General features: G+C 63.2%; 14 protein-coding genes and 2 tRNA genes. 7 read left to right on the top strand and 9 right to left on the bottom strand.

Features of this window, described 5'->3' with window-relative positions; all coding sequences use genetic code 11:
* The first annotated feature begins 130 nt into the window (after positions 1-130).
* Both ACVIYL_RS27500 and ACVIYL_RS27495 read left to right on the top strand, forming a co-directional pair.
* Entirely contained in the window at positions 131-2,632 is a 2,502-nt protein-coding gene (locus ACVIYL_RS27500) for an arylsulfatase (RefSeq protein ID WP_456780292.1), read from the top strand.
* Between the two features lie 222 nt (positions 2,633-2,854).
* Complete coding sequence (locus ACVIYL_RS27495) at positions 2,855-4,204, top strand: IS701 family transposase (protein WP_225648232.1); 1,350 nt, start codon at positions 2,855-2,857, stop codon at positions 4,202-4,204.
* A 146-nt stretch (positions 4,205-4,350) separates the two neighbouring features.
* Here ACVIYL_RS27495 and ACVIYL_RS27490 read toward each other — a convergent pair whose 3' ends face one another.
* Complete coding sequence (locus ACVIYL_RS27490; protein WP_225163768.1) at positions 4,351-4,917, bottom strand: cupin domain-containing protein; 567 nt, start codon at positions 4,915-4,917, stop codon at positions 4,351-4,353.
* A gap of 99 nt (positions 4,918-5,016) precedes the next feature.
* On the bottom strand, positions 5,017-5,307 hold the full coding sequence (locus ACVIYL_RS27485; RefSeq protein ID WP_026192965.1) for an usg protein: 291 nt from the start codon (positions 5,305-5,307) through the stop codon (positions 5,017-5,019).
* A gap of 392 nt (positions 5,308-5,699) precedes the next feature.
* On the opposite strand from ACVIYL_RS27485, the gene ACVIYL_RS27480 reads away from it, so the two are divergent.
* The 4 genes from ACVIYL_RS27480 (at position 5,700) to ACVIYL_RS27465 (ending at position 8,822) form a co-directional block, all read left to right on the top strand.
* A complete protein-coding gene (locus ACVIYL_RS27480) occupies positions 5,700-6,014 on the top strand; it encodes a co-chaperone GroES (RefSeq protein ID WP_038383333.1) in 315 nt (104 codons plus the stop codon).
* 43 nt (positions 6,015-6,057) lie between these two features.
* Positions 6,058-7,698: a chaperonin GroEL gene (gene groL / locus ACVIYL_RS27475; RefSeq protein ID WP_244071133.1), complete on the top strand. Its 1,641-nt coding sequence runs from the start codon at positions 6,058-6,060 to the stop codon at positions 7,696-7,698.
* A gap of 670 nt (positions 7,699-8,368) precedes the next feature.
* Positions 8,369-8,584 (top strand): hypothetical protein, encoded by a 216-nt coding sequence (locus ACVIYL_RS27470; RefSeq protein ID WP_028352345.1) that lies wholly within the window; start codon positions 8,369-8,371, stop codon positions 8,582-8,584.
* A gap of 40 nt (positions 8,585-8,624) precedes the next feature.
* Positions 8,625-8,822 carry a hypothetical protein gene (locus tag ACVIYL_RS27465; RefSeq protein WP_057018449.1) on the top strand — a complete coding sequence of 66 codons (198 nt, stop codon included), beginning with the start codon at positions 8,625-8,627 and terminating at the stop codon, positions 8,820-8,822.
* Between the two features lie 18 nt (positions 8,823-8,840).
* On the opposite strand, the gene ACVIYL_RS27460 is transcribed toward ACVIYL_RS27465, so the two are convergent.
* From ACVIYL_RS27460 to ACVIYL_RS27435, 6 genes are all read right to left on the bottom strand, one after another.
* Positions 8,841-9,578: a Crp/Fnr family transcriptional regulator gene (locus ACVIYL_RS27460; RefSeq protein ID WP_082653883.1), complete on the bottom strand. Its 738-nt coding sequence runs from the start codon at positions 9,576-9,578 to the stop codon at positions 8,841-8,843.
* A gap of 337 nt (positions 9,579-9,915) precedes the next feature.
* The gene (locus ACVIYL_RS27455; protein ID WP_456780291.1) at positions 9,916-13,278 is read right to left on the bottom strand and encodes an adenylate/guanylate cyclase domain-containing protein; all 3,363 of its coding nucleotides are present in this window, start codon (positions 13,276-13,278) and stop codon (positions 9,916-9,918) included.
* Positions 13,279-13,503: 225 nt separating this feature from the next.
* Positions 13,504-14,655, bottom strand: a complete 1,152-nt coding sequence (locus tag ACVIYL_RS27450; protein ID WP_456780290.1) for an SPFH domain-containing protein — start codon at positions 14,653-14,655, stop codon at positions 13,504-13,506.
* 338 nt (positions 14,656-14,993) lie between these two features.
* Positions 14,994-15,060: transfer RNA gene (locus ACVIYL_RS27445), tRNA-Ile, on the bottom strand.
* 2 nt (positions 15,061-15,062) lie between these two features.
* Positions 15,063-15,134 (bottom strand) — tRNA-Phe (locus ACVIYL_RS27440).
* Between the two features lie 203 nt (positions 15,135-15,337).
* Positions 15,338-16,177 (bottom strand): LysR family transcriptional regulator, encoded by an 840-nt coding sequence (locus tag ACVIYL_RS27435; protein WP_310881168.1) that lies wholly within the window; start codon positions 16,175-16,177, stop codon positions 15,338-15,340.
* Between the two features lie 123 nt (positions 16,178-16,300).
* Between ACVIYL_RS27435 and ACVIYL_RS27430 the strand changes: the two genes are divergently transcribed.
* The gene (locus ACVIYL_RS27430; RefSeq protein ID WP_028336826.1) at positions 16,301-16,894 is read left to right on the top strand and encodes a cysteine hydrolase family protein; all 594 of its coding nucleotides are present in this window, start codon (positions 16,301-16,303) and stop codon (positions 16,892-16,894) included.
* A 22-nt stretch (positions 16,895-16,916) separates the two neighbouring features.
* Here ACVIYL_RS27430 and ACVIYL_RS27425 read toward each other — a convergent pair whose 3' ends face one another.
* Positions 16,917-18,413: an AMP nucleosidase gene (locus ACVIYL_RS27425; RefSeq protein ID WP_456780289.1), complete on the bottom strand. Its 1,497-nt coding sequence runs from the start codon at positions 18,411-18,413 to the stop codon at positions 16,917-16,919.
* Between the last annotated feature and the right edge of the window lie 6 nt (positions 18,414-18,419).

Raw genomic sequence — 18,419 nt, 5'->3', positions numbered from 1 at the left:
CCGCCCGATGCGATTCGACGTGAATGACCCGAAGCGGACGTCGTTGACTTAAATCAACAACTGGTGGTTTAGTCCGAAGCACAACGGCTTTCCGACGTCGATGCATTCCGGGCACAAGGAAGCTTCAGTGATGAGCAATTTCAAGCCAGCGTCTTCGAAGCTGACCAGTAGAGGAACCTTGCTTGCAGCGACTTCGCTATTTTTCCTAACAACGACGGCATACGCGCAGCAAATCACGGGTACACCGGGTGCACCTAGCGCCACCATCACGATCGATGGCAAGCAGCTACCACCCGACCCTCCGAAATTCGGCGGCGTGATCAATGAAACCGCCAAGGAATCAAAACCTTATTGGCCGCCATCCGTCGTGCCGCCTAAGGGTGCGCCGAACGTGCTCTTGATCATGACTGACGACCAAGGTTACGGCGTGTCCGGCACTTTTGGTGGTGTCGTTCCGACCCCTGCCATGGATCGCGTCGCCAAGGCCGGTTTGCGTTATACGCAGTTTCACTCAACGGCACTTTGCTCGCCCACGCGGGCAGCCCTGATTACCGGTCGCAACCACCACTCGGTGGGGTTTGGCGTGATCGGTGAAATGTCAACCGGCTATCCCGGCTACGATTCCGTCATCGGACCTGAGAGCGCGACGATAGGGACGATCCTCCGAGACAATGGCTTTGCTACTTCGTGGTTCGGGAAGAACCATAACACCCCGACGTATCTTTACAGCGCTGCCGGACCGTTCGACCAATGGCCGATCGGAATGGGTTTTGAATATTTCTATGGCTTTATGGGCGGCGAGACCGACCAGTGGACGCCCTACCTTTTCAAGAACACTACTCAGATTTTCCCGTGGGTCGGCAAGTCGGGCTACAACCTGACCACCGATATGGCCGACGAAGCAATCAACTACATGAAGGGTCTGAACGCGGCGGCGCCCGATAAGCCATTCTTTGTCTACTATGTACCCGGAGGCACGCATTCGCCGCATCAGCCGAAGAAAGAATGGGTCGACAAGTTCAGGGGCAAGTTCGACATGGGGTGGGAAAAGCTGCGCGAGCAGATTTTTGCCAACCAGAAGCGGCTCGGAGTAATCCCTGCGAACACTCAACTGACGGCTTGGCCTGATACCCTACCGAAGTGGGATTCTCTCTCGTTCATTCAAAAGAAGCTGTATGCACGCGAAGCCGAGGTATTTGCCGGATATGCGGCCTACACCGACAACGAAATCGGCCGTGTCATTCAGGCCGTTGAGGACATGGGCAAGCTCGACAACACGCTGATCATCTACATCAGTGGCGACAATGGCACCAGCGCCGAAGGTACCCTGGAAGGCACTCCCAATCAGATGACCGCGTACAACGGCGTCCTGAAACTTCCAGAAGCTGAACTGATGCGGCACTACGAGGACTGGGGCTCCGACAAAACCTATCCGCACATGTCGGTGGCGTGGTCATGGGCCTTCGATACGCCTTTCAAATGGACGAAGCAGGTAGCCTCGCATTTCGGTGGCACGCGGCAGGGGATGGCAATCTCATGGCCCGGTCACATCAAGGATGTCGGGGGCATTCGCTCCCAATTCCACCACATCATCGATGTCGTACCGACGATTCTTGAGGCCACGGGCATTCAGGCTCCGGGGACGGTCAACGGTATTGCGCAAAAGCCCATCGAGGGCGTGAGCATGGCCTACACGTTCGAACAAGCCAACGCCAACGCGCCGTCAAAGCGCAGCACGCAATACTTCGAGATGTTCGCGAACCGCGGCATCTACCACGATGGCTGGTACGCGTGCACGACGCCTCCAGCGCCGCCGTGGCTACTTGGCACGGCCAAGCTTCCTGAGATCAACGATTACAAATGGGAACTGTATAATCTCGCCGAGGATTTCTCACAGAGCAACGACGTTGCCGCCAAAAATCCCGACAAGCTGAAGGAGCTACAGACGCTGTTTCTTAGCGAGGCGGGCAAGTACCAGGTCTTGCCGCTGGACAACTCCGTGCTTCCGCGCTTGATCACTCCACGCCCCAGTGCGACCGCCGGGCGAGCCGTGTTCACCTATAGTGGTGCTAATCCCGGCATTCCGGTCGAAAGCGCCCCCAACATTATGAACAAGGACTTCAAGATCACTGCTGAGGTAACCGTCCCGCCGGGCGGAGCTGAGGGTATGATTGCAACCCTTGGCGGCCGGTTCAGCGGGTATGGCCTTTACTTGCTCAAGGGCAAGCCCGTCTTCGTTTACAACATGCTGGATTTGAAGCGATACCGCTGGGAGAGCGGGGTAGGCGCGCGGGACTGGCTGGGCACTGCGCTCAAGCCGGGCAAGCACACTATCGTGTTCGACTTCAAATATGACGGGCCTGGCTTCGGCAAGGGTGGCACCGGGGTGCTCTCGGTGGACGGCAAGGAACTTTCCCGTCAGTCGATTCCGCACTCAATTGCATTTCTCATGGCCATCGACGAGTCCTTCGACATCGGAATCGACACCCGTACAGGAGTGGATGATAGCTACAAGCTGCCGTTCCAATTTACCGGCAAGATCGACAAGCTGACATTCAACCTCGGGCCAACGCAGCTCTCGAGCGACGATCAAAAGGTCATGCGACACGCGCTTGAAAGAGCGCGGGATTGATCGGCGTAACCTCGCCGAATTTCAAGCCCGCGCGGATCAAGAGTACGTCGATATCCGCTCTTGGCCCATCGCGACATCTTGCGTTGCCGCAGGAACTTGGTCGCTATCGGGGCAAAGCGGACGTAGAGTCACGCCGACGGTTTTATGCGTACACGGCCTAGCACTACTTTGGCAGATTGTTGATTTTGCCGCGTTTTATAGGATTCCCGAATCAATTTTTCAATGATTCATGGGTGGTCGGCTCTTGGAGGGCTGACCATGCCGAGATGGGAAGACGAACTCGAACGCTGGCTAATGCCGTTCTTGGACCGGCTGGGTCATAAGACCCGGCAGCGGATGTGTCCTCTGTATGTTGCGGGATTGATCGGTCCGGGCGATCGCAAGAGCGTTCAGCCGATGGCGGAACGCCTTGCCACGAGCAACTACGACCAGTTGCACCATTTCATTGCGGACGGTGTCTGGGATGCGACGCCGCTGGAGACGGAGCTGCTCAACCAGGCGGACCGACTTGTCGGCGGCAGGGATGCGATGCTGGTTATCGATGACACCTCACTTCCCAAGAAGGGTGAGCGATCGGTCGGTGTTGCGGCTCAATACGCGTCGGCTCTCGGTAAAACCGCAAATTGCCAAACGCTGGTGTCTTTAACGCTTGCACGCGGCGAAGTGCCAGTGATGGTCGCGTTACGTCTCTTTCTGCCTGACAGCTGGACAAGCGACATGTCTCGTTTGAAGCGCGCTCGCGTGCCAGTCGAACACCGAACGCCACGGTCCAAGCCGGAGATCGCTTTGGCCGAGATTGACCGCGCGATGGCAGCCAACATGCGCTTTGGATGTGTGCTGGCGGATGCAGGATACGGCCTCAGCGCACCGTTTCGACAAGGGCTAACAGAGCGCGGGCTGACCTGGGCTGTCGGTATCCCTCGGCACCAGAAAGTGTATCCGGTCGATGTGAAGCTCATTTGGCCGATCACCAAAGTCCGTGGCAAACCACGAAAGCACCACGTGCCCGATATCTTATCGATTGCGGCCGAACAAATGCTGGCCAGCGCCAAATGGAAAACCCTGAGTTGGCGTAGCGGGACGAAAGGTCGGCTCAAAGCTCGATTTGCTGCTCTCCGTGTCCGCACCGCCGACGGCCCTCCGCAGCGAATATGGGATAAAGGTCAGCAGCATCTCCCAGGCGACGAAGCCTGGCTCATTGGTGAGCAACGTGCCTCCGGGGAGAAGAAATACTATCTCGCCAATCTTCCGGCGGCGACGGATCTGCGCACGCTGGCCGCCACCATCAAGGCACGGTGGATTTGTGAGCAGGCGCATCAACAGCTGAAGGAGGAGCTTGGACTTGATCACTTCGAAGGGCGGTCATGGCAAGGTCTTCATCGCCACGCCTTGATGACAATGATTGCCTACGCCTTCCTGCAACATCGTCGCCTCGCATACGCGGGGCGGAAAAAAAAGAATCAACGGGCCTCCGCCTCAGCCAACCATGCCAGCCGTACGTCACGCCATCGTCGATCTCATCCTTCGGCCGCCGCCTCAGCAGTGCCCATATTGCCGAAAGGAAATCCCTGAAAAACAGCGGCGAAAACACAATCTGCCAAAGTAGTGCTAGAAAATCGGCATGCCCGGGCTTGACCCGGGCATCCATCGACCAAGGAGAATCTTTCGAAGCAAGCTGGATGGCCGGGTCAAGCCCGGCCATGACGGCCGCGAAAAGCCTACGCCTTCAACTCCACCGTCTTGAACTCGGCCGGCAGGATCACCTCCAGCAGTTCGACGTCGTCGGAGTAGTCCAGGATCATGTGCCGGATGCGCGGCGGCTGGGTCCAGGCGCTGCCTTGCTGCATCAGCGTCTCGCCCTCGCCTTCCATGTAGGTCTTCACCCAGCCCTTGAGCACATAGACCATCTGGAAGTCGACGTCGTGGAAGTGCAGCTTCGACACCTCATCGGGATTGCACGGTCCCTGCAGCCGGATGACGTGTGCCTGCGCGAGGCCATGCGAGGCGGCGGCGATGCCGAGGTCGCGGTACTTGGCGTAGGCGCGCAGCCCGTCGGCCTTAAAGTCCTCTTCGCGGTGATGGCTGATCGCGACGCGCTGCTTCGGCCGCGCCTTGGCTGCAGCTTTCGGCGCGCTCTTCTTGGCCGCCGAGACGCGGCCTTTCGACTTGATGGTCTTGCGCGCGGACGATTTCGCGGACGTCTTCTTGGCGCCTGCGCCAAGCCCCGACCATTTCTTCTTCACCGCGGTCTTGGCTGCCGATCTTGATGCCGTCTTCTTGGCCATTGTTTCGCCTCCCGTCTTTTTGTGACGGAGAGAGGCTAACACAAGTCGCGCGCCGCGAGGCGAGCAAAGGCGCACAGCGCGCTTTTGCCTCCTTGCCAGCTAATGCAGCCGGAACACGCCGTCGACGGCACGCAGCTCGGCCGGCTTGACCAGCTTGGAATGCGCCACCGTCACCGAAAACAGCGGGCCTTCGAGCTTCGCTTGCCAGAACGCGAGGAAATCCTGCAGCGCCGGAAATTTCGGAAACAGGTCGTAGTTCTGCCAGACATAGGTCTGCAGCAACGAGGGGTGATCCGGCATCCGATAGAGGATTTGCGCCGTCGTCAGCCCGTACCCCAGCAACTGCTTCCGGAAATCGTCGGAAACAACCCCACCAACTCGCGAGACCATGCCAACCTCCTGTGACGGAGCGCATTCACGTGGTGGCCGACCTCCCCGCCGGACCACCGGCAATGGATGCGCTCACATGAGAGAAATGTGACGCACGCGACTAACCCATCTCAAGCCTAAATGTTTAATAGGTTGTTGAAATTTCTTGCGTTGGCAGCAGCTTACCGCATCTGCTAATAGCCGCAGCGCCCCACGGGGCGGTATTAAGGATGCCGAAATGATCTCGGTATCCTTTTGGCAGCCGACACTTACGAGTGCCAATTTTTCTGCTAGAGGCACTTGCCCGCCGCCAAGGCTTGGCCTATCTCCTGCCCAGCCAGTCTGGCACTCGCTGGACTGGACTGCTAACTCTCCAAAAATCTACAGCATCTACAAATGTTTAGGAGGACTGCATGAAATTCCGTCCGCTTCACGACCGCGTCGTGGTCAAGCGTATCGACGCCGAAGAGAAGACCGCTGGCGGCATCATCATTCCGGACAGTGCCAAGGAAAAGCCCTCGCAGGGCGAAGTCACCGCTGTCGGCCCGGGCGGCCGCGACGAAGCTGGCAAGCTGATCCCGATCGACCTTAAGGTCGGCGACCGCGTCCTGTTCGGCAAGTGGTCCGGCACCGAGGTCAAGATCGACGGCGAAGACCTGCTGATCATGAAGGAAAGCGACATCATGGGCGTGCTCGACGTCCCCGCTTCCAAGAAGAAGGCCGCCTAAGCGCCTCTTTCCCTCCCAGTAAATCATTCCAAGGAAAACCCAGATGGCAGCTAAAGAAGTCAAATTCTCCGTTGACGCGCGCGACAAGATGCTGCGCGGCGTCGACATCCTCGCCAACGCGGTGAAGGTCACCCTCGGCCCCAAGGGCCGCAACGTGGTGCTCGAGAAGTCGTTCGGCGCTCCCCGCATCACCAAGGACGGCGTCACCGTCGCCAAGGAGATCGAGCTCGAGGACAAGTTCGAGAACATGGGCGCGCAGATGGTGCGCGAAGTCGCCTCCAAGTCCGCTGACGCGGCCGGCGACGGCACCACCACGGCGACCGTGCTCGCCCAGGCGATCGTGCGGGAAGGCGCCAAGTCGGTCGCCGCCGGCATGAACCCGATGGACCTGAAGCGCGGTATCGACCTCGCGGTCGAAGCCGTCGTTGCGGACCTCCAGAAGAACTCGAAGAAGGTCACCTCGAACGAGGAGATCGCCCAGGTCGGCACCATTTCGGCCAACGGCGATGCCGAGATCGGCAAGTTCCTCGCCGACGCCATGAAGAAGGTCGGCAACGAGGGCGTGATCACGGTCGAGGAAGCCAAGTCGCTCGAGACCGAGCTCGACGTCGTCGAGGGCATGCAGTTCGACCGCGGCTACATCTCGCCCTACTTCGTCACCAACGCCGACAAGATGCGCGTTGAGATGGACGACGCCTACATCCTGATCAACGAGAAGAAGCTCTCCTCGCTGAACGAGCTGCTGCCGCTGCTCGAGGCCGTGGTGCAGACCGGCAAGCCGCTGGTCATCGTCGCCGAAGACGTCGAAGGCGAAGCGCTCGCCACCCTCGTCGTCAACCGCCTGCGTGGCGGCCTGAAGGTCGCGGCCGTCAAGGCTCCGGGCTTCGGCGATCGCCGCAAGGCCATGCTGCAGGACATCGCGATCCTGACCGGCGGCCAGGCCATCTCGGAAGACCTCGGCATCAAGCTCGAGAACGTCACGCTGCAGATGCTCGGTCGCGCCAAGAAGGTGATGATCGACAAGGAGAACACCACGATTGTCAACGGCGCCGGCAAGAAGGCCGACATCGACGCCCGCGTTGCCCAGATCAAGGCGCAGATCGAGGAGACCACCTCGGACTACGACCGTGAGAAGCTGCAGGAGCGTCTCGCCAAGCTCGCAGGCGGCGTCGCGGTGATCCGCGTCGGCGGCGCGACCGAGGTCGAGGTGAAGGAGCGCAAGGATCGCGTTGATGACGCGATGCACGCGACCCGTGCGGCTGTCGAGGAAGGCATCGTCCCGGGCGGCGGCGTCGCCCTCCTCCGTGCGTCCGAGCAGCTCAAGGGCCTGCGCACCAAGAACGACGACCAGAAGACCGGCGTCGAGATCGTGCGCAAGGCGCTGTCGGCTCCCGCTCGCCAGATCGCGATCAACGCCGGTGAAGACGGTTCGGTCATCGTCGGCAAGATCCTGGAGAACAAGACCTACAACTACGGCTTCGACTCCCAGACCGGCGACTATGCCGACCTCGTCAAGAAGGGCATCATCGACCCGACCAAGGTCGTGCGCACCGCGATCCAGAACGCTGCCTCGGTTGCCGCGCTCCTGATCACCACGGAAGCGATGGTTGCCGAGCTGCCGAAGAAGAACGCCGGCGGCCCCGCGATGCCTCCGGGCGGCGGCATGGGCGGCATGGACTTCTAAGCGACGAAGTCGTCCCGGACGCGGTGCAGCGCGAAGCGGTGCACCGCAGAGCCGGGATCTCGCTCAACGACAACGAAATGCAAAACCCCGGCAGCGATGCCGGGGTTTTTGTTTGGGGCAGGCTCGCCGGGCGACTTACCAGGAGCCTTACGCTGCTCACAGCATGCACGTTATTCACAACACTCTCCGTAAATATACGTTGGTCTGAGTTGACAATTTCAAAAAAAATTTCGCGCGAGAGTCGCAAACCGAACCGACAGCGTCATCTTCGTCCCGCACAGTAGGCTCGGGACAAGATCGAAGTTCACTCTCAACAATCTGAATTGAGCACGGAGCGTCAGCTCCCGTGACGCGGGCAAGCGTTGCGGAGAATGCTTTCACTTGCGAGGGAGGCAGTGCAGTGAGCGAAAGCGACAAGGTTTTCAGCCGAGCCGCCTGAAGAAGCGGCGTTGAAGTCACATCGAGGATTCGTTCAAGGAGGGACCTGGCCGGTTGGAAGAAGCCCAGTGACGAGAGCATGCAGCCCCCACTGCCCGATGCTCCGTCAACCGCCGCAGGTGCGCGATGCCCCCCCAACTACCCCGCGCACCGATCAGGCCAATCCAACCGGCCGGACTATTCTGCAAGGCAACAGGCAAAAAGCAAAAGGCAATATGGGAGGGAGGCGCTCATGGGCATGGTGATGGTCAGATGTCCGCAAACCGGGCACGCGATTTCCACCGGAATCAAGACCGATCGCGAGAGCTTTCGACGCAGTACCGTGTTCTTCTCGCGCACGCCCTGTCCATTTTGCCGCGCGGATCACGCCTGGTTTGCGCGGGACGCCTGGGTCGACGAGCCGAGCATCCGCGTGCGGCGACGCCGCGGCGGCGGTTCACCGGCCTGAAAGTGGCCACCACTTTTGACGACCGCGATGGAGGGACACCATGGCGCAGGTACAGATCTCGACCGAAACGTCTGCCTGGCTGCTGCAGGCCAAGGACTTTCTCGATGAAGCACGACGGCTGAAGCCCGGTCCGAAGCGCAATGAGTTGCGCGAGACCGCAAAGGTGCTGCGTGAGATTGCGGAGCTCGAAAGGGTATCCTCCCCGACACGGGAGCTTGATCGGCGGCCGGGAAGCTGATCGCAGCAGGGAACGCGCTCACACGGCGTCGTCAGCCTCGATTTCCGGGATACCCGGATCGTTAGCCGGCGCCATTCCTCGCGTTCGAACCCTGTCGCCCGAGAAGATCTCCTCGGCCTCGATACGCATGACGCGATGGCATTCGCACGCCGCCGCCAATAGCCGCGCCCGGTCGATCTCGATCTGGCCTCGTTGATCTGACCTGATCGCACCGCGCTTGCGCAGATTGCCCATCAGCAAGGTCACCGTCGTTCGTCGCACGCCGAGGATTTGCGACAGCGCTTGCTGGGTCAGCGGGAGGACGTCGCTGTCGACGCGGTCGCGAAGCTGAAGCAGCCAGCGCGCCATCCGCGCCTCGACCGGGTGGAGCGCATTGCAAGCGGAGCCGAGCTGAAACTGGATCAGCATCGATCTGACGTGCTTCTGGATTGCCTGCCGAATCCCCGGACTGCGCCCGAAAGCGGCGTGAAAGCGCGCCGCCGGAACCCGCGAGGCGGTACCAGCCGCACGAACGACGGCGGTAATGCCTGACGGCGAGGCTCCGAGAACCGAAAGACTGCCCACGGCCCCTTCGCATCCGACCACGCCGGTTGCGACCGTCTGCCCATCCGCCATGTCGATCATCAACAGGATCGCGCCGCTGTGAGGAAAGAAGACGTAGTCGATCTCGTCACCGGCGCGCGCCAGGACTGCATCCTGTTCGAGCGCAACGGTCTCAAGTTCGGGTCTCAGGAGGTCCAGATCCGCCGGCGACAATGTCGCGAGAAGGCGATTACAAGTTCCACCGGAAATGCTCACCTGCGGGAACGTCAAGGGTCGCACAGCATACTCACTCAAACACGGGATCAAAAACATATTCCAAACGTTTGACCGCAAGGCGGAATTCTCCGCGGCGGCGTCCTTAAAGTTAGATGCAAATGCGCCGCCGGACGCAATAGCAAAATGCACATCGTTACACCGTAGAACTTCGGGAACCCAACAGTTCCAGTTTCGCATCGCTCGCGCCGCGCGCGACATCCGAACCTGCTCTTTCACTATCTGCGCGGGCGCAGGAAGGTAGCGGACGCGGTGTGACCGCTCGCTGCGGCACCCGTCAAGACGCGCGCGAGTGCCGGTCCGGCCACCGACGCGCCTGCGCGAGCAGTTCCTGCGCGTCCTTGATCTCGGCAAGGTCGAGCGCCGGATCGAAACCGGCGAGCACCGGCGCCAGCAATTGCGATATCTCCTCTGCCCGGCCGCTGCGGCTGTAAAGACGTGCAAGTCCCAGCGCGCTGCGCAGCTCGAACGTCCTGGTCTGCTGCCTTCGAGCAATCTCGAGGGCACGGCGGAAGGCATCCTCGGCGCCGGACATGTCGGGGCTGTGACGATGCGACAGCAGCCCAGCCTGCACGCGGTACAGCTCGGCATCCAGCCAGTGCTGCCCGGACTGCTCCGTCGCCTCGATCAACTCATTGATGATGTCGAGCCCGGCATCGACATGCCCGGCCTCCGCATTCGCCACGGCAATCTGCAATCCCCAGAACGGTTCACAGAGATAGCAGTCGTTCTCGTGAAGCAACGACCAGCCACGCTGCATCTCCGCGAGACCTGCGGCGCGGTCGCCGGCACGCCACTTCTCCAGACCATTGAGATAGGTGCCGGCGGCGACGTACAACGGCATCGTGTGGTCGCGCGCCAGGCCGAGGGCCAGGATCGTGTCGGTCTGGCGCAACCTGCTGCCGCACAGCCCGTCGAAGACGGCCTTGTGAACCAGCGCATTGGCGTGCGCGAGCGCGCGCTGCTTCCCGGCGACGTCCACGGCCGCGCCCGCGAGCTGCCGTGCCCGATCGATCTCGCCACACGGCCAAAGCACCAGGGCGAGAAATCTCATGATGACGAACGGCAAGTCGAGCGTCGACGCCTTGAAGGTTGCCGGATCCGGCTCGGTCGCATAGGCCGCGAAGGCCTGCTCGAGATGGATGCCCGCGTTCACGTACTCGCCCGCGAACCAGCAAGTCACCCCGCTGGCCCAGCGCGCGATGATGGTCGCCACCGGCGACTGCGGATGCCGTTCCGCTGCGCCCATGATCGCCTCCGCCAGCTCCCGCATCGGCGCGAGCTCGCCGTGGGTCAAGCAGGCGTTGAAGAGGCCCGACTGGATCGGCGCCAGTTCGATCGGATCATCGATATCGGAGGCGAACTGCCGGGCGCGCGTCCAGGCGGCGACGGTCTCGGGCGCGCTGTGCCCGAGACTGCCCCGCAGCGCGCGGCCGTAGGCGATTTGCAGATGGAGCCGGCCGATCATCCGATCCGGCTCGTCGGGCAGTTCATCGGCGATGGCGACCGCCTTGCCGAGATGCGCGATCGCCTCGCAATAGGCCGAGCGCTTCAGCGCCTGCTGACCGGCCTTGCGCCACCACGCCAGCGCGGTCTCGCCGAGCCCTGCCTCGGTGAAATGGTAGGCGACGACTTCCGGCTCGATCTCGGCCATCTCGGCAAACTTGTCGCGCAACACATCGCCGATATGCTTGTGAAGCAATTGCCGGCGGCTCTTGAGCAAGCTCTCGTAAGCCGCTTCCTGGACCAACGCGTGCTTGAAGCTGTAGCTTGCGTCCGGCGGCACGCCCCGGCGCAGCAGCAGCTCGGCCTCTTCGAGCTGGGCAAGCGCCGCGGCAAGCGTCAGATCGTCGCGCCCTGCCACGCTGCGCAGCAGCGCATATGAGAACTCGCGGCCGATCGCGGCGCCGATCTGCGCCACCTCCTTGACCGGCGCCAGCCGGTCGAGCCGTGCCATCAGCGAGTCCTGCAGCGTTGCCGGGATCGCCAGCGGCGGCAGCGGATTGTCGAGGCGATAGCGCCCGGCCTTCTCGACCAGCAGCCCCGACTCCATGACCATCTTGGTCAGCTCCTCGACGAACAGCGGGACACCGTCCGTCCGCTCGACGATCTGCGCCATCATCTCGCCGGGCAGCAACCGGCCGACGGTCACCTGCTCGATCAGCGCGCGCGTATCCTGCCGGTCGAGCCGATCGAGCCGCAGCAGGCTGACATTGGCGAGCCCTGCCCATGGCGGCTCGAACTCGGGCCTGAACGTCATTAGCATCAGGATCGGCAGTCCTCTGATCCGGTCGACCGCGAGGTCGAGCAGCTCGAGCGATGTGGCATCGGCCCAATGCACGTCTTCGCAGACGACAAGCACCGGCTGCTGCCGGGCAAGGCCCTCGAGCTGGTCGAGCAGCGCTGCGAATGTCTGCCGCCGCTGCTGCGCCGGGCTGAGGCCGAGCGGCGGATAGCGGTCGCCGGTCGGGATCGACAGCAGCGCTGCGATCAGCGGTGTCACGGAAGGCACGTGCTGCGTGCCGAGCGCCAGCATGGCTTCGAGCTTGTCCAGCTTCTGCTCCGGCGCATCCTCCGACCTGATACCGGCGGCGCGCTCGAGCTGGCCGACAAAGGGATGCAGCGCGCTGTTGGTGTGATAGGGCGAGCATTGATACCGCACACGGCGGTGTGTTCCGGGCGCCAGGCTGTCGGAGAGCATCGCCACGATGCGCGATTTGCCGATACCCGCTTCGCCCGATATCAGCACCGCCTGGCCCTGGCCCTGCCACGCCAGTTGCTGGCGCGACAGCGCAAATTCGATCTCCGCCTTGCGGCCGACGAAGCCGATCGAGCGCGCGGTGCGCACCGCCTCGAAACGGCTTTCCGATGCCGGCTCGCCTTCGACGGCCCACACCGCGATCGGCTCGGAGATACCCTTGACCTCGCGGCGGCCGAGGTTGCGCAGCGTGAACAGATTGCCGAGCAGCCGGCGGGTCGAGGCCGCCACGACGACCACGCCCGGCTCCGCCAGGCTTTGCAGCCGCGCCGCGATGTTCGGCGCATCGCCGACCAGCGCCTGCTCCTCCGACGCGCCGCCGGAGACGAGGTCGCCGACCACGACAAGCCCGCTCGCGATTGCGATCCGTACCGCAACGCCCTCTTCCGCGCGGGTCTCGAGCTTGCCGATTGCAGCGATGACATCGAGGCCGGCGCGCACCGCGCGCTCCGCATCATCCTCGTGGGCGCGGGGATAGCCGAAATAAGCAAGGATCCCATCGCCGATAAATCTGGCTACGGCGCCGTCATATGTCGTGATCACCTGCGCACAGGCTGCGCGATAGGCGCGGATCACCTCCCACATGTCCTCGGGATCGAGACGTGCCGATAACGCCGTCGAGCCGACCAGATCGCAGAACATCACGGTGAGGTGGCGGCGCTCGGCATCGTGCGGTGAAACCGGCGCGGCGATCAGTTCGGCTTGATTGAGATCGGCGATCGCGCGCAGCATCTTGCGGCGATGGCCGAGCAGGACGCCGAGCCTGTCGAAGTCTTCATCCGTCAATTCGGGAAGAACGCCGAGGTCGATCCCGTTCTCGGCAAAACGCAGCGCGTATTGCCCAAGTCCCAGCTTCTCGAGCCATTCCGCAATCTGCTGCACTGGCTTCACCGACGGGTTGACGGCTGGCCGAATGGACCACGGTGCATGAACGTTATCGCAATCTGACCGGAGTGGCACCTCTGTTTTGCGGCCCGGAGCCGGACATGCGAATTGGGCCGTGGCGGTGCCCCGTTACAGCCGTCTGCACGCTAACATTCGTACGATTGCCGTCGGTCCGTCCCGGCTAAAAAATCGAAGGGCCGCCCGTGGGCGGCCCTTCCTGTCTTACGCGCTCTCGGGCGCCTTGAGACGCACCAGCTTGGTCAGCAGCGCATCGAGGCCCTGGCCCTCGCCCGCATGCAGGTCGATGCGGCCGACCTTCTCGACCAGACGCTCGAGCGACTCCAGCTCCTTGAGCCGCAGCAGCAGAGGGTTCTCCTCCATCAGCCTGGCGGTGTTCAGGAGCGAACGCGTCGCCGCGGTCTCCTCCTGGCGGCGGATCAGGTTGGCCTTCGCCACCCGCTCCGCCTCCACCACCTTGTTGACCAGCTCGCGGATCTCGCCGGGCAGGATCACGTCCTTCACGCCGAGCTCGGTGACCTCGACACCGCTGTCCGCGACACGATCGCGGACGAAGTCGCGAAGCTCCGTGTCGAGCGCCGTCTTCGCGGACAGCACCTCGTCCAGCGTGCGGCCGGCCACCGCCTCGCGGATCGCGAACTGCACCAGGCGGTACAGCCACGCATCCACGTCGGGCACCGTTGCCACGACCCGCTCGGGATCGATGATCCGGCGGAACGCGGTCAGCGTCACGCGCAGCGCGATGCGATCCTTGGTCAGCATCTCCTGCGCCGTGATCTCGACCGCCTGGGGACGCAGATCGAGGCGCTTGACCTCGATCTTGCGGCCCGCGATCCAGAACGCGTGCCGACCGGGCGCGAGCCGCTCGACCAGCTTGCCCTCGACCGTGAGCAGACCGGCCTCGTGGTTCTCGACCACCGCCTCGGTGATGACGCCGGCCCGGTTGGGCTGGATCATCGCGAGGTGGCGTGCCGTGACCCTGGGATCGCTGGTGACGTCGATGCGCTCGACCTCGACCGACGTCGCGACCTTCCAGTACACGCGCGTCTGCCAAGGCGTCATCAGTTGCACGGGACGGCCGTCGAGGCTGACGATCGCGATCTCGTTCGCGCGGGTTTCCACCGCCTCGAACAGCTCGTCGGCGAGATCAGGCCGCGCGGCCTTGATCACCGCGAAGCGATCCGCGGGGAATTCGGTCCGCACGACGCTGAACAGCTCGGCCTTGAGCTGATGCAGGGGATCGAACAGGCGGTGACGTCCGGGCGCGAGCACCTGCTCGAGCCGGCCGTTGCGCGTCAGCAACGCGCGCTCGCCATCCTTCACCGTCAAATTGGTCGTCAAGAAGTGCCAGGTCATGACACGCCTCCATCGTTTGCCTTCAGGCCCATGGGCCTGAGAGCGGGTTGCATTTGGCAAAGGACGTGAGGACGCGAACGCGGCTTCCTGTCAGCCAAGCGGGCCGTGGCTTAAGGCTTGCGCGATGACGGGCGCACGCGCGCGTTCGCGCGACGAATGTCGCGCGGCCGAGCGGAGCCACCCGGCATCAGCGCAAGCGGTATCCACCGCGGCGCAAAGCCGGTCTCACAGTGTCGATGTTCGGACGAAATGCCTTGCGGCAGGACGGCCGGACTGCGACTGAAGCGCGCGTCCGGTCCCCTTCAGAGGTATCAGCTTTACAGGCTGAAACGGAGCGCTTGGAGCGGGAATCGAACCCGCGACCCGATGAGTATCATTCACCTGCTCTAACCAACTGAGCTATCCTTTGTGAGAGACCGGATTCGAACCGATGCCTTCGGGATTTCATCCCCGACGCTCGACCATGAGCTTCATCTCGCGATCTTCATTTCGGCGGAACACGACACCGCAAAGCGGCTCGCGCCAGTCGGGATCTCAACGAGCCCGAACCCGTGGCCGAAGCGAAGGAGCGGGCTAATAGACGAAGCACGTCCGGGTTGCAAGAGGGCTGCGTGTGATTTTTTCATGACGGGGCGCTGCTGTGACCCACGCGTCGCGGCACGTCCCGTCATTGCGAGGCACCTCACCCCCTCTGCGTGGCATCCTGGAAGCAGGCGCGCAGCCAGTCGATGGTGACGCGCGTCGCCGCGTCGCGCTTGAGATGGTTCTGCACCAGGAGCCAGACGTCGCGTCGCTTCGGCAGCAGCGTGGCGCGCAAACGTCGGTCGGTCAGCAGGTCGGCACAGCTGTGCTCCGGCAACACGCCGACCGCGTGATGCGACTGAATCAGCGTGTGGATGATCCGGACATTGTCGGTGACGCAGCGCGCGCGAAGTCGCTTCGTGCGCAGGAACTGCATTTCCGGAATCCCTCCAAGCTCGTCGGGATAGGCGCACAGCATCGCTTCGCCCGCTGTCGTCGCGGCCGGCTCGAAGAAATACGACCTGACCTCGGCAAGCTTCGAGATCGCAAAGTCGCCCTTGTCCGGCTTGCGCAAGCGGATCGCGAGATCGGCCTCCCAGCGCGAGAATTTTACATTGTCGCTCGACGTCAGAAACTGCAGCGTCAGACCTGGATGGGCGCGCAGGAATTCACTTGTGCGCGGCGCCAGCACCTCCTCGGCGATCGCGCTGGTGGAGGCGATGCGCAGCCGCCCGACCGGACCAGGCAGGCTTTCGCCGATCCGGCCGATCTCCTCGGCATGCGCCGCCATCGCCTCGATATGCGCGAGCACCATGTCGCACTGCCGAGTCGGCTTGCGGACGCCATCGACGGCCTCGAACAGGCGCAGGCCGAGCGCGCGCTCGATCCGCGCCAGCCTGCGCCCGACCGTGGTCTCGTCGATGCGCAGCCGCGCGCTGGCGCCCGCGTAGGTGCCCTCGTCCCTGACGGCCGCGATGATGCGAAGATCGTCCCAGTTCATGGCGGCAGGCTACATCGCGCGGCTGCCGCCTGCAATAACGCAGCCACTGGCTGCAATATCCCTGCATAACAGCAGGCCGATCTCGGGCTATGTTTTCGGCGACACATCCGCTGGAGAACGACCATGACGTCAGCCAAGACATTGATGCAGCTTGCCGGTATCGACCTCACCCCGCCCCGCCTCGGCGACAGCTGCCTGGTGCTGATCGATATCCAGAACGAATATCTGGCCGGTCCGCTGGCGCTGCCCGACGCCAACCCGGCGATTGCGCGCGCCACCGCATTGCTCGCGCGCGCCCGGGAAAGCGGCGCCGCGATCATCCACATCGCGCACAAGGGCCAGCCGGGCAGCCTGTTCGACCGCAGCGCGGAGCGTGGCGCGATCGTCGCGCCGCTGGCGCCGCGGCCGGGCGAGATCGTGATCGAGAAGCAATTGCCGAACGCGTTCGCCGGCACCGACCTCAACGCGCAGCTTGCCGCGACCGGCCGCAAGGAGCTGGTGCTGGCCGGCTTCATGACGCATATGTGCGTGAGCTCGACGGCCCGCGCCGCGCTCGATCTCGGCTTCCGCACCACGATCGACGCCGACAGCTGCGCCACCCGCGACCTGCCCGACGGCGTCGGCGGCACGATTGCCGCAAGGCTGATTCACGACGTCGCGCTCGCCGAACTGTCCGACCGCTTCGCGATCATCGCCCGCGGCAACGCGCTCGCCTGAGGGCCGCTCCGCTCTGCGTTCGCTACTGAAACGCGACCTCGGCAAAGCTGCGCAGCTTGCGCGAATGCAGGCGTTCGGATTCCTGCTGCTTGAGCCGCTCCAGCGCCCTGAGACCGATCTCAAGGTGCTGGCCGACGCGCTGGCGGTAGAATTCGCTGGCCATGCCTGCGAGTTTGATCTCGCCGTGCAGCGGCTTGTCGGAGACGCATAGCAGCGTGCCGTAGGGTACGCGGAAGCGATAGCCGTTGGCGGCGATCGCCGCCGATTCCATGTCGAGCGCGACCGCGCGCGACTGCGACATGCGCCGGATCACCTGCGGCCCGCTGATCTCCCAGTTGCGGTTGTCGACGCTGGCGACCGTGCCGGTGCGCATCAGCCGCTTGAGCTCGAAGCCGGTGAGCCCGGTCACCTCGCCGACGGCTTCCTCAAGCGCGACCTGCATCTCCGCAAGCGCCGGGATCGGCACCCAGAGCGGCAGCTCGTGATCGAGCACGTGGTCCCCGCGCACATAGCCATGGGCGAGCACATAATCGCCGAGCCGCTGCGTATTGCGCAGTCCGGCGCAGTGCCCGATCATCAGCCAGGCATGCGGCCGCAGCACCGCGACGTGATCGGTGATGTTGCGCGCATTGGACGGACCGATTCCGATATTGATCAAGGTAATGCCGCGATAGCCGGGCCGGACCAGATGAAAGGCCGGCATCTGCGGGACGCGTTCGGACGGGGTCCCGGTGGTGCCGCCGCCGAGCCGCGCATTGTGCATGATCACATTGCCGGGCGCGACGAAGGCCTCGAGACCGGCCTCGCCCGACGCAAGCCGCTGCTGGGAGAGCTGCACGAAGGCATCGACATAGAACTGGTAGTTCGTGAAGATCACGAAATTCTGGAAGTGCTCCGGATCGGTGCCGGTGTAGTGGTAGAGCCGGCGCAGCGAGTAATCGACCCGCGCCGCGCGGAACAGCGCCAGCGGCTCCGGCACGCCCGGCGTCAGCTCAAAGGTCCCGTCGGCGATCGCATCGTCCATCGCGGCGAGATCGGGCGTATCGAAGATGTCGCGCAGCGACCTGGTGAACGCCGAACTGTCGGCGATGGTCAGCGCCGCCTCGATATTGATGTCCCGGCGGTAGGCGAAATGGATCGGGATCGGCTCCTGCGACTCGCCGATCTCGACCGCCACGCCATGGTTCTTGATCAGGAGCCCGATCTGCTCGGTGAGATAGGTCCGGAAGATATCCGGCCGCGTGATGCTGGTCTCGTGGACACCGGGTCCTGCGACGAAGCCGTAGGCAAGCCGCGAGTCGAGCCGCGCGTGCGACGAGGTCGTGATGCGGACGAACGGATAATGCGCCCGCACCCGCGTCGTGAACGGCACGCCGTTGACATAGGCCTCGAAACGATTGCGCAGGAAGCCGGTGTTGCGCTCGTAGATCTCTTCGAGGCGGACAACGGCGGCTGCGGCATCGACGAACGCTTCGGTCGTGATCGGCGGCGGGGTTTCGATGGAGTGTGTGGGAGACATGTTCGC

Source organism: Bradyrhizobium sp. USDA 3315 (assembly GCF_054056795.1).
The sequence above is the reverse complement of the archived record's forward strand: the minus strand, read 5'-3'. Positions and strand labels throughout refer to the sequence as shown.

Coding starts and splice junctions, on each gene's coding strand:
- ACVIYL_RS27500 (WP_456780292.1), top strand. CDS start 131: ATGAGCAATTTCAAGCCAGCGTCTTCGAAGCTGACCAGTAGAGGAACC.
- ACVIYL_RS27495 (WP_225648232.1), top strand. CDS start 2,855: ATGATTCATGGGTGGTCGGCTCTTGGAGGGCTGACCATGCCGAGATGG.
- ACVIYL_RS27490 (WP_225163768.1), bottom strand. CDS start 4,917: ATGGCCAAGAAGACGGCATCAAGATCGGCAGCCAAGACCGCGGTGAAG.
- ACVIYL_RS27485 (WP_026192965.1), bottom strand. CDS start 5,307: ATGGTCTCGCGAGTTGGTGGGGTTGTTTCCGACGATTTCCGGAAGCAG.
- ACVIYL_RS27480 (WP_038383333.1), top strand. CDS start 5,700: ATGAAATTCCGTCCGCTTCACGACCGCGTCGTGGTCAAGCGTATCGAC.
- groL (WP_244071133.1), top strand. CDS start 6,058: ATGGCAGCTAAAGAAGTCAAATTCTCCGTTGACGCGCGCGACAAGATG.
- ACVIYL_RS27470 (WP_028352345.1), top strand. CDS start 8,369: ATGGGCATGGTGATGGTCAGATGTCCGCAAACCGGGCACGCGATTTCC.
- ACVIYL_RS27465 (WP_057018449.1), top strand. CDS start 8,625: ATGGCGCAGGTACAGATCTCGACCGAAACGTCTGCCTGGCTGCTGCAG.
- ACVIYL_RS27450 (WP_456780290.1), bottom strand. CDS start 14,655: ATGACCTGGCACTTCTTGACGACCAATTTGACGGTGAAGGATGGCGAG.
- ACVIYL_RS27435 (WP_310881168.1), bottom strand. CDS start 16,177: ATGAACTGGGACGATCTTCGCATCATCGCGGCCGTCAGGGACGAGGGC.
- ACVIYL_RS27430 (WP_028336826.1), top strand. CDS start 16,301: ATGACGTCAGCCAAGACATTGATGCAGCTTGCCGGTATCGACCTCACC.
- ACVIYL_RS27425 (WP_456780289.1), bottom strand. CDS start 18,413: ATGTCTCCCACACACTCCATCGAAACCCCGCCGCCGATCACGACCGAA.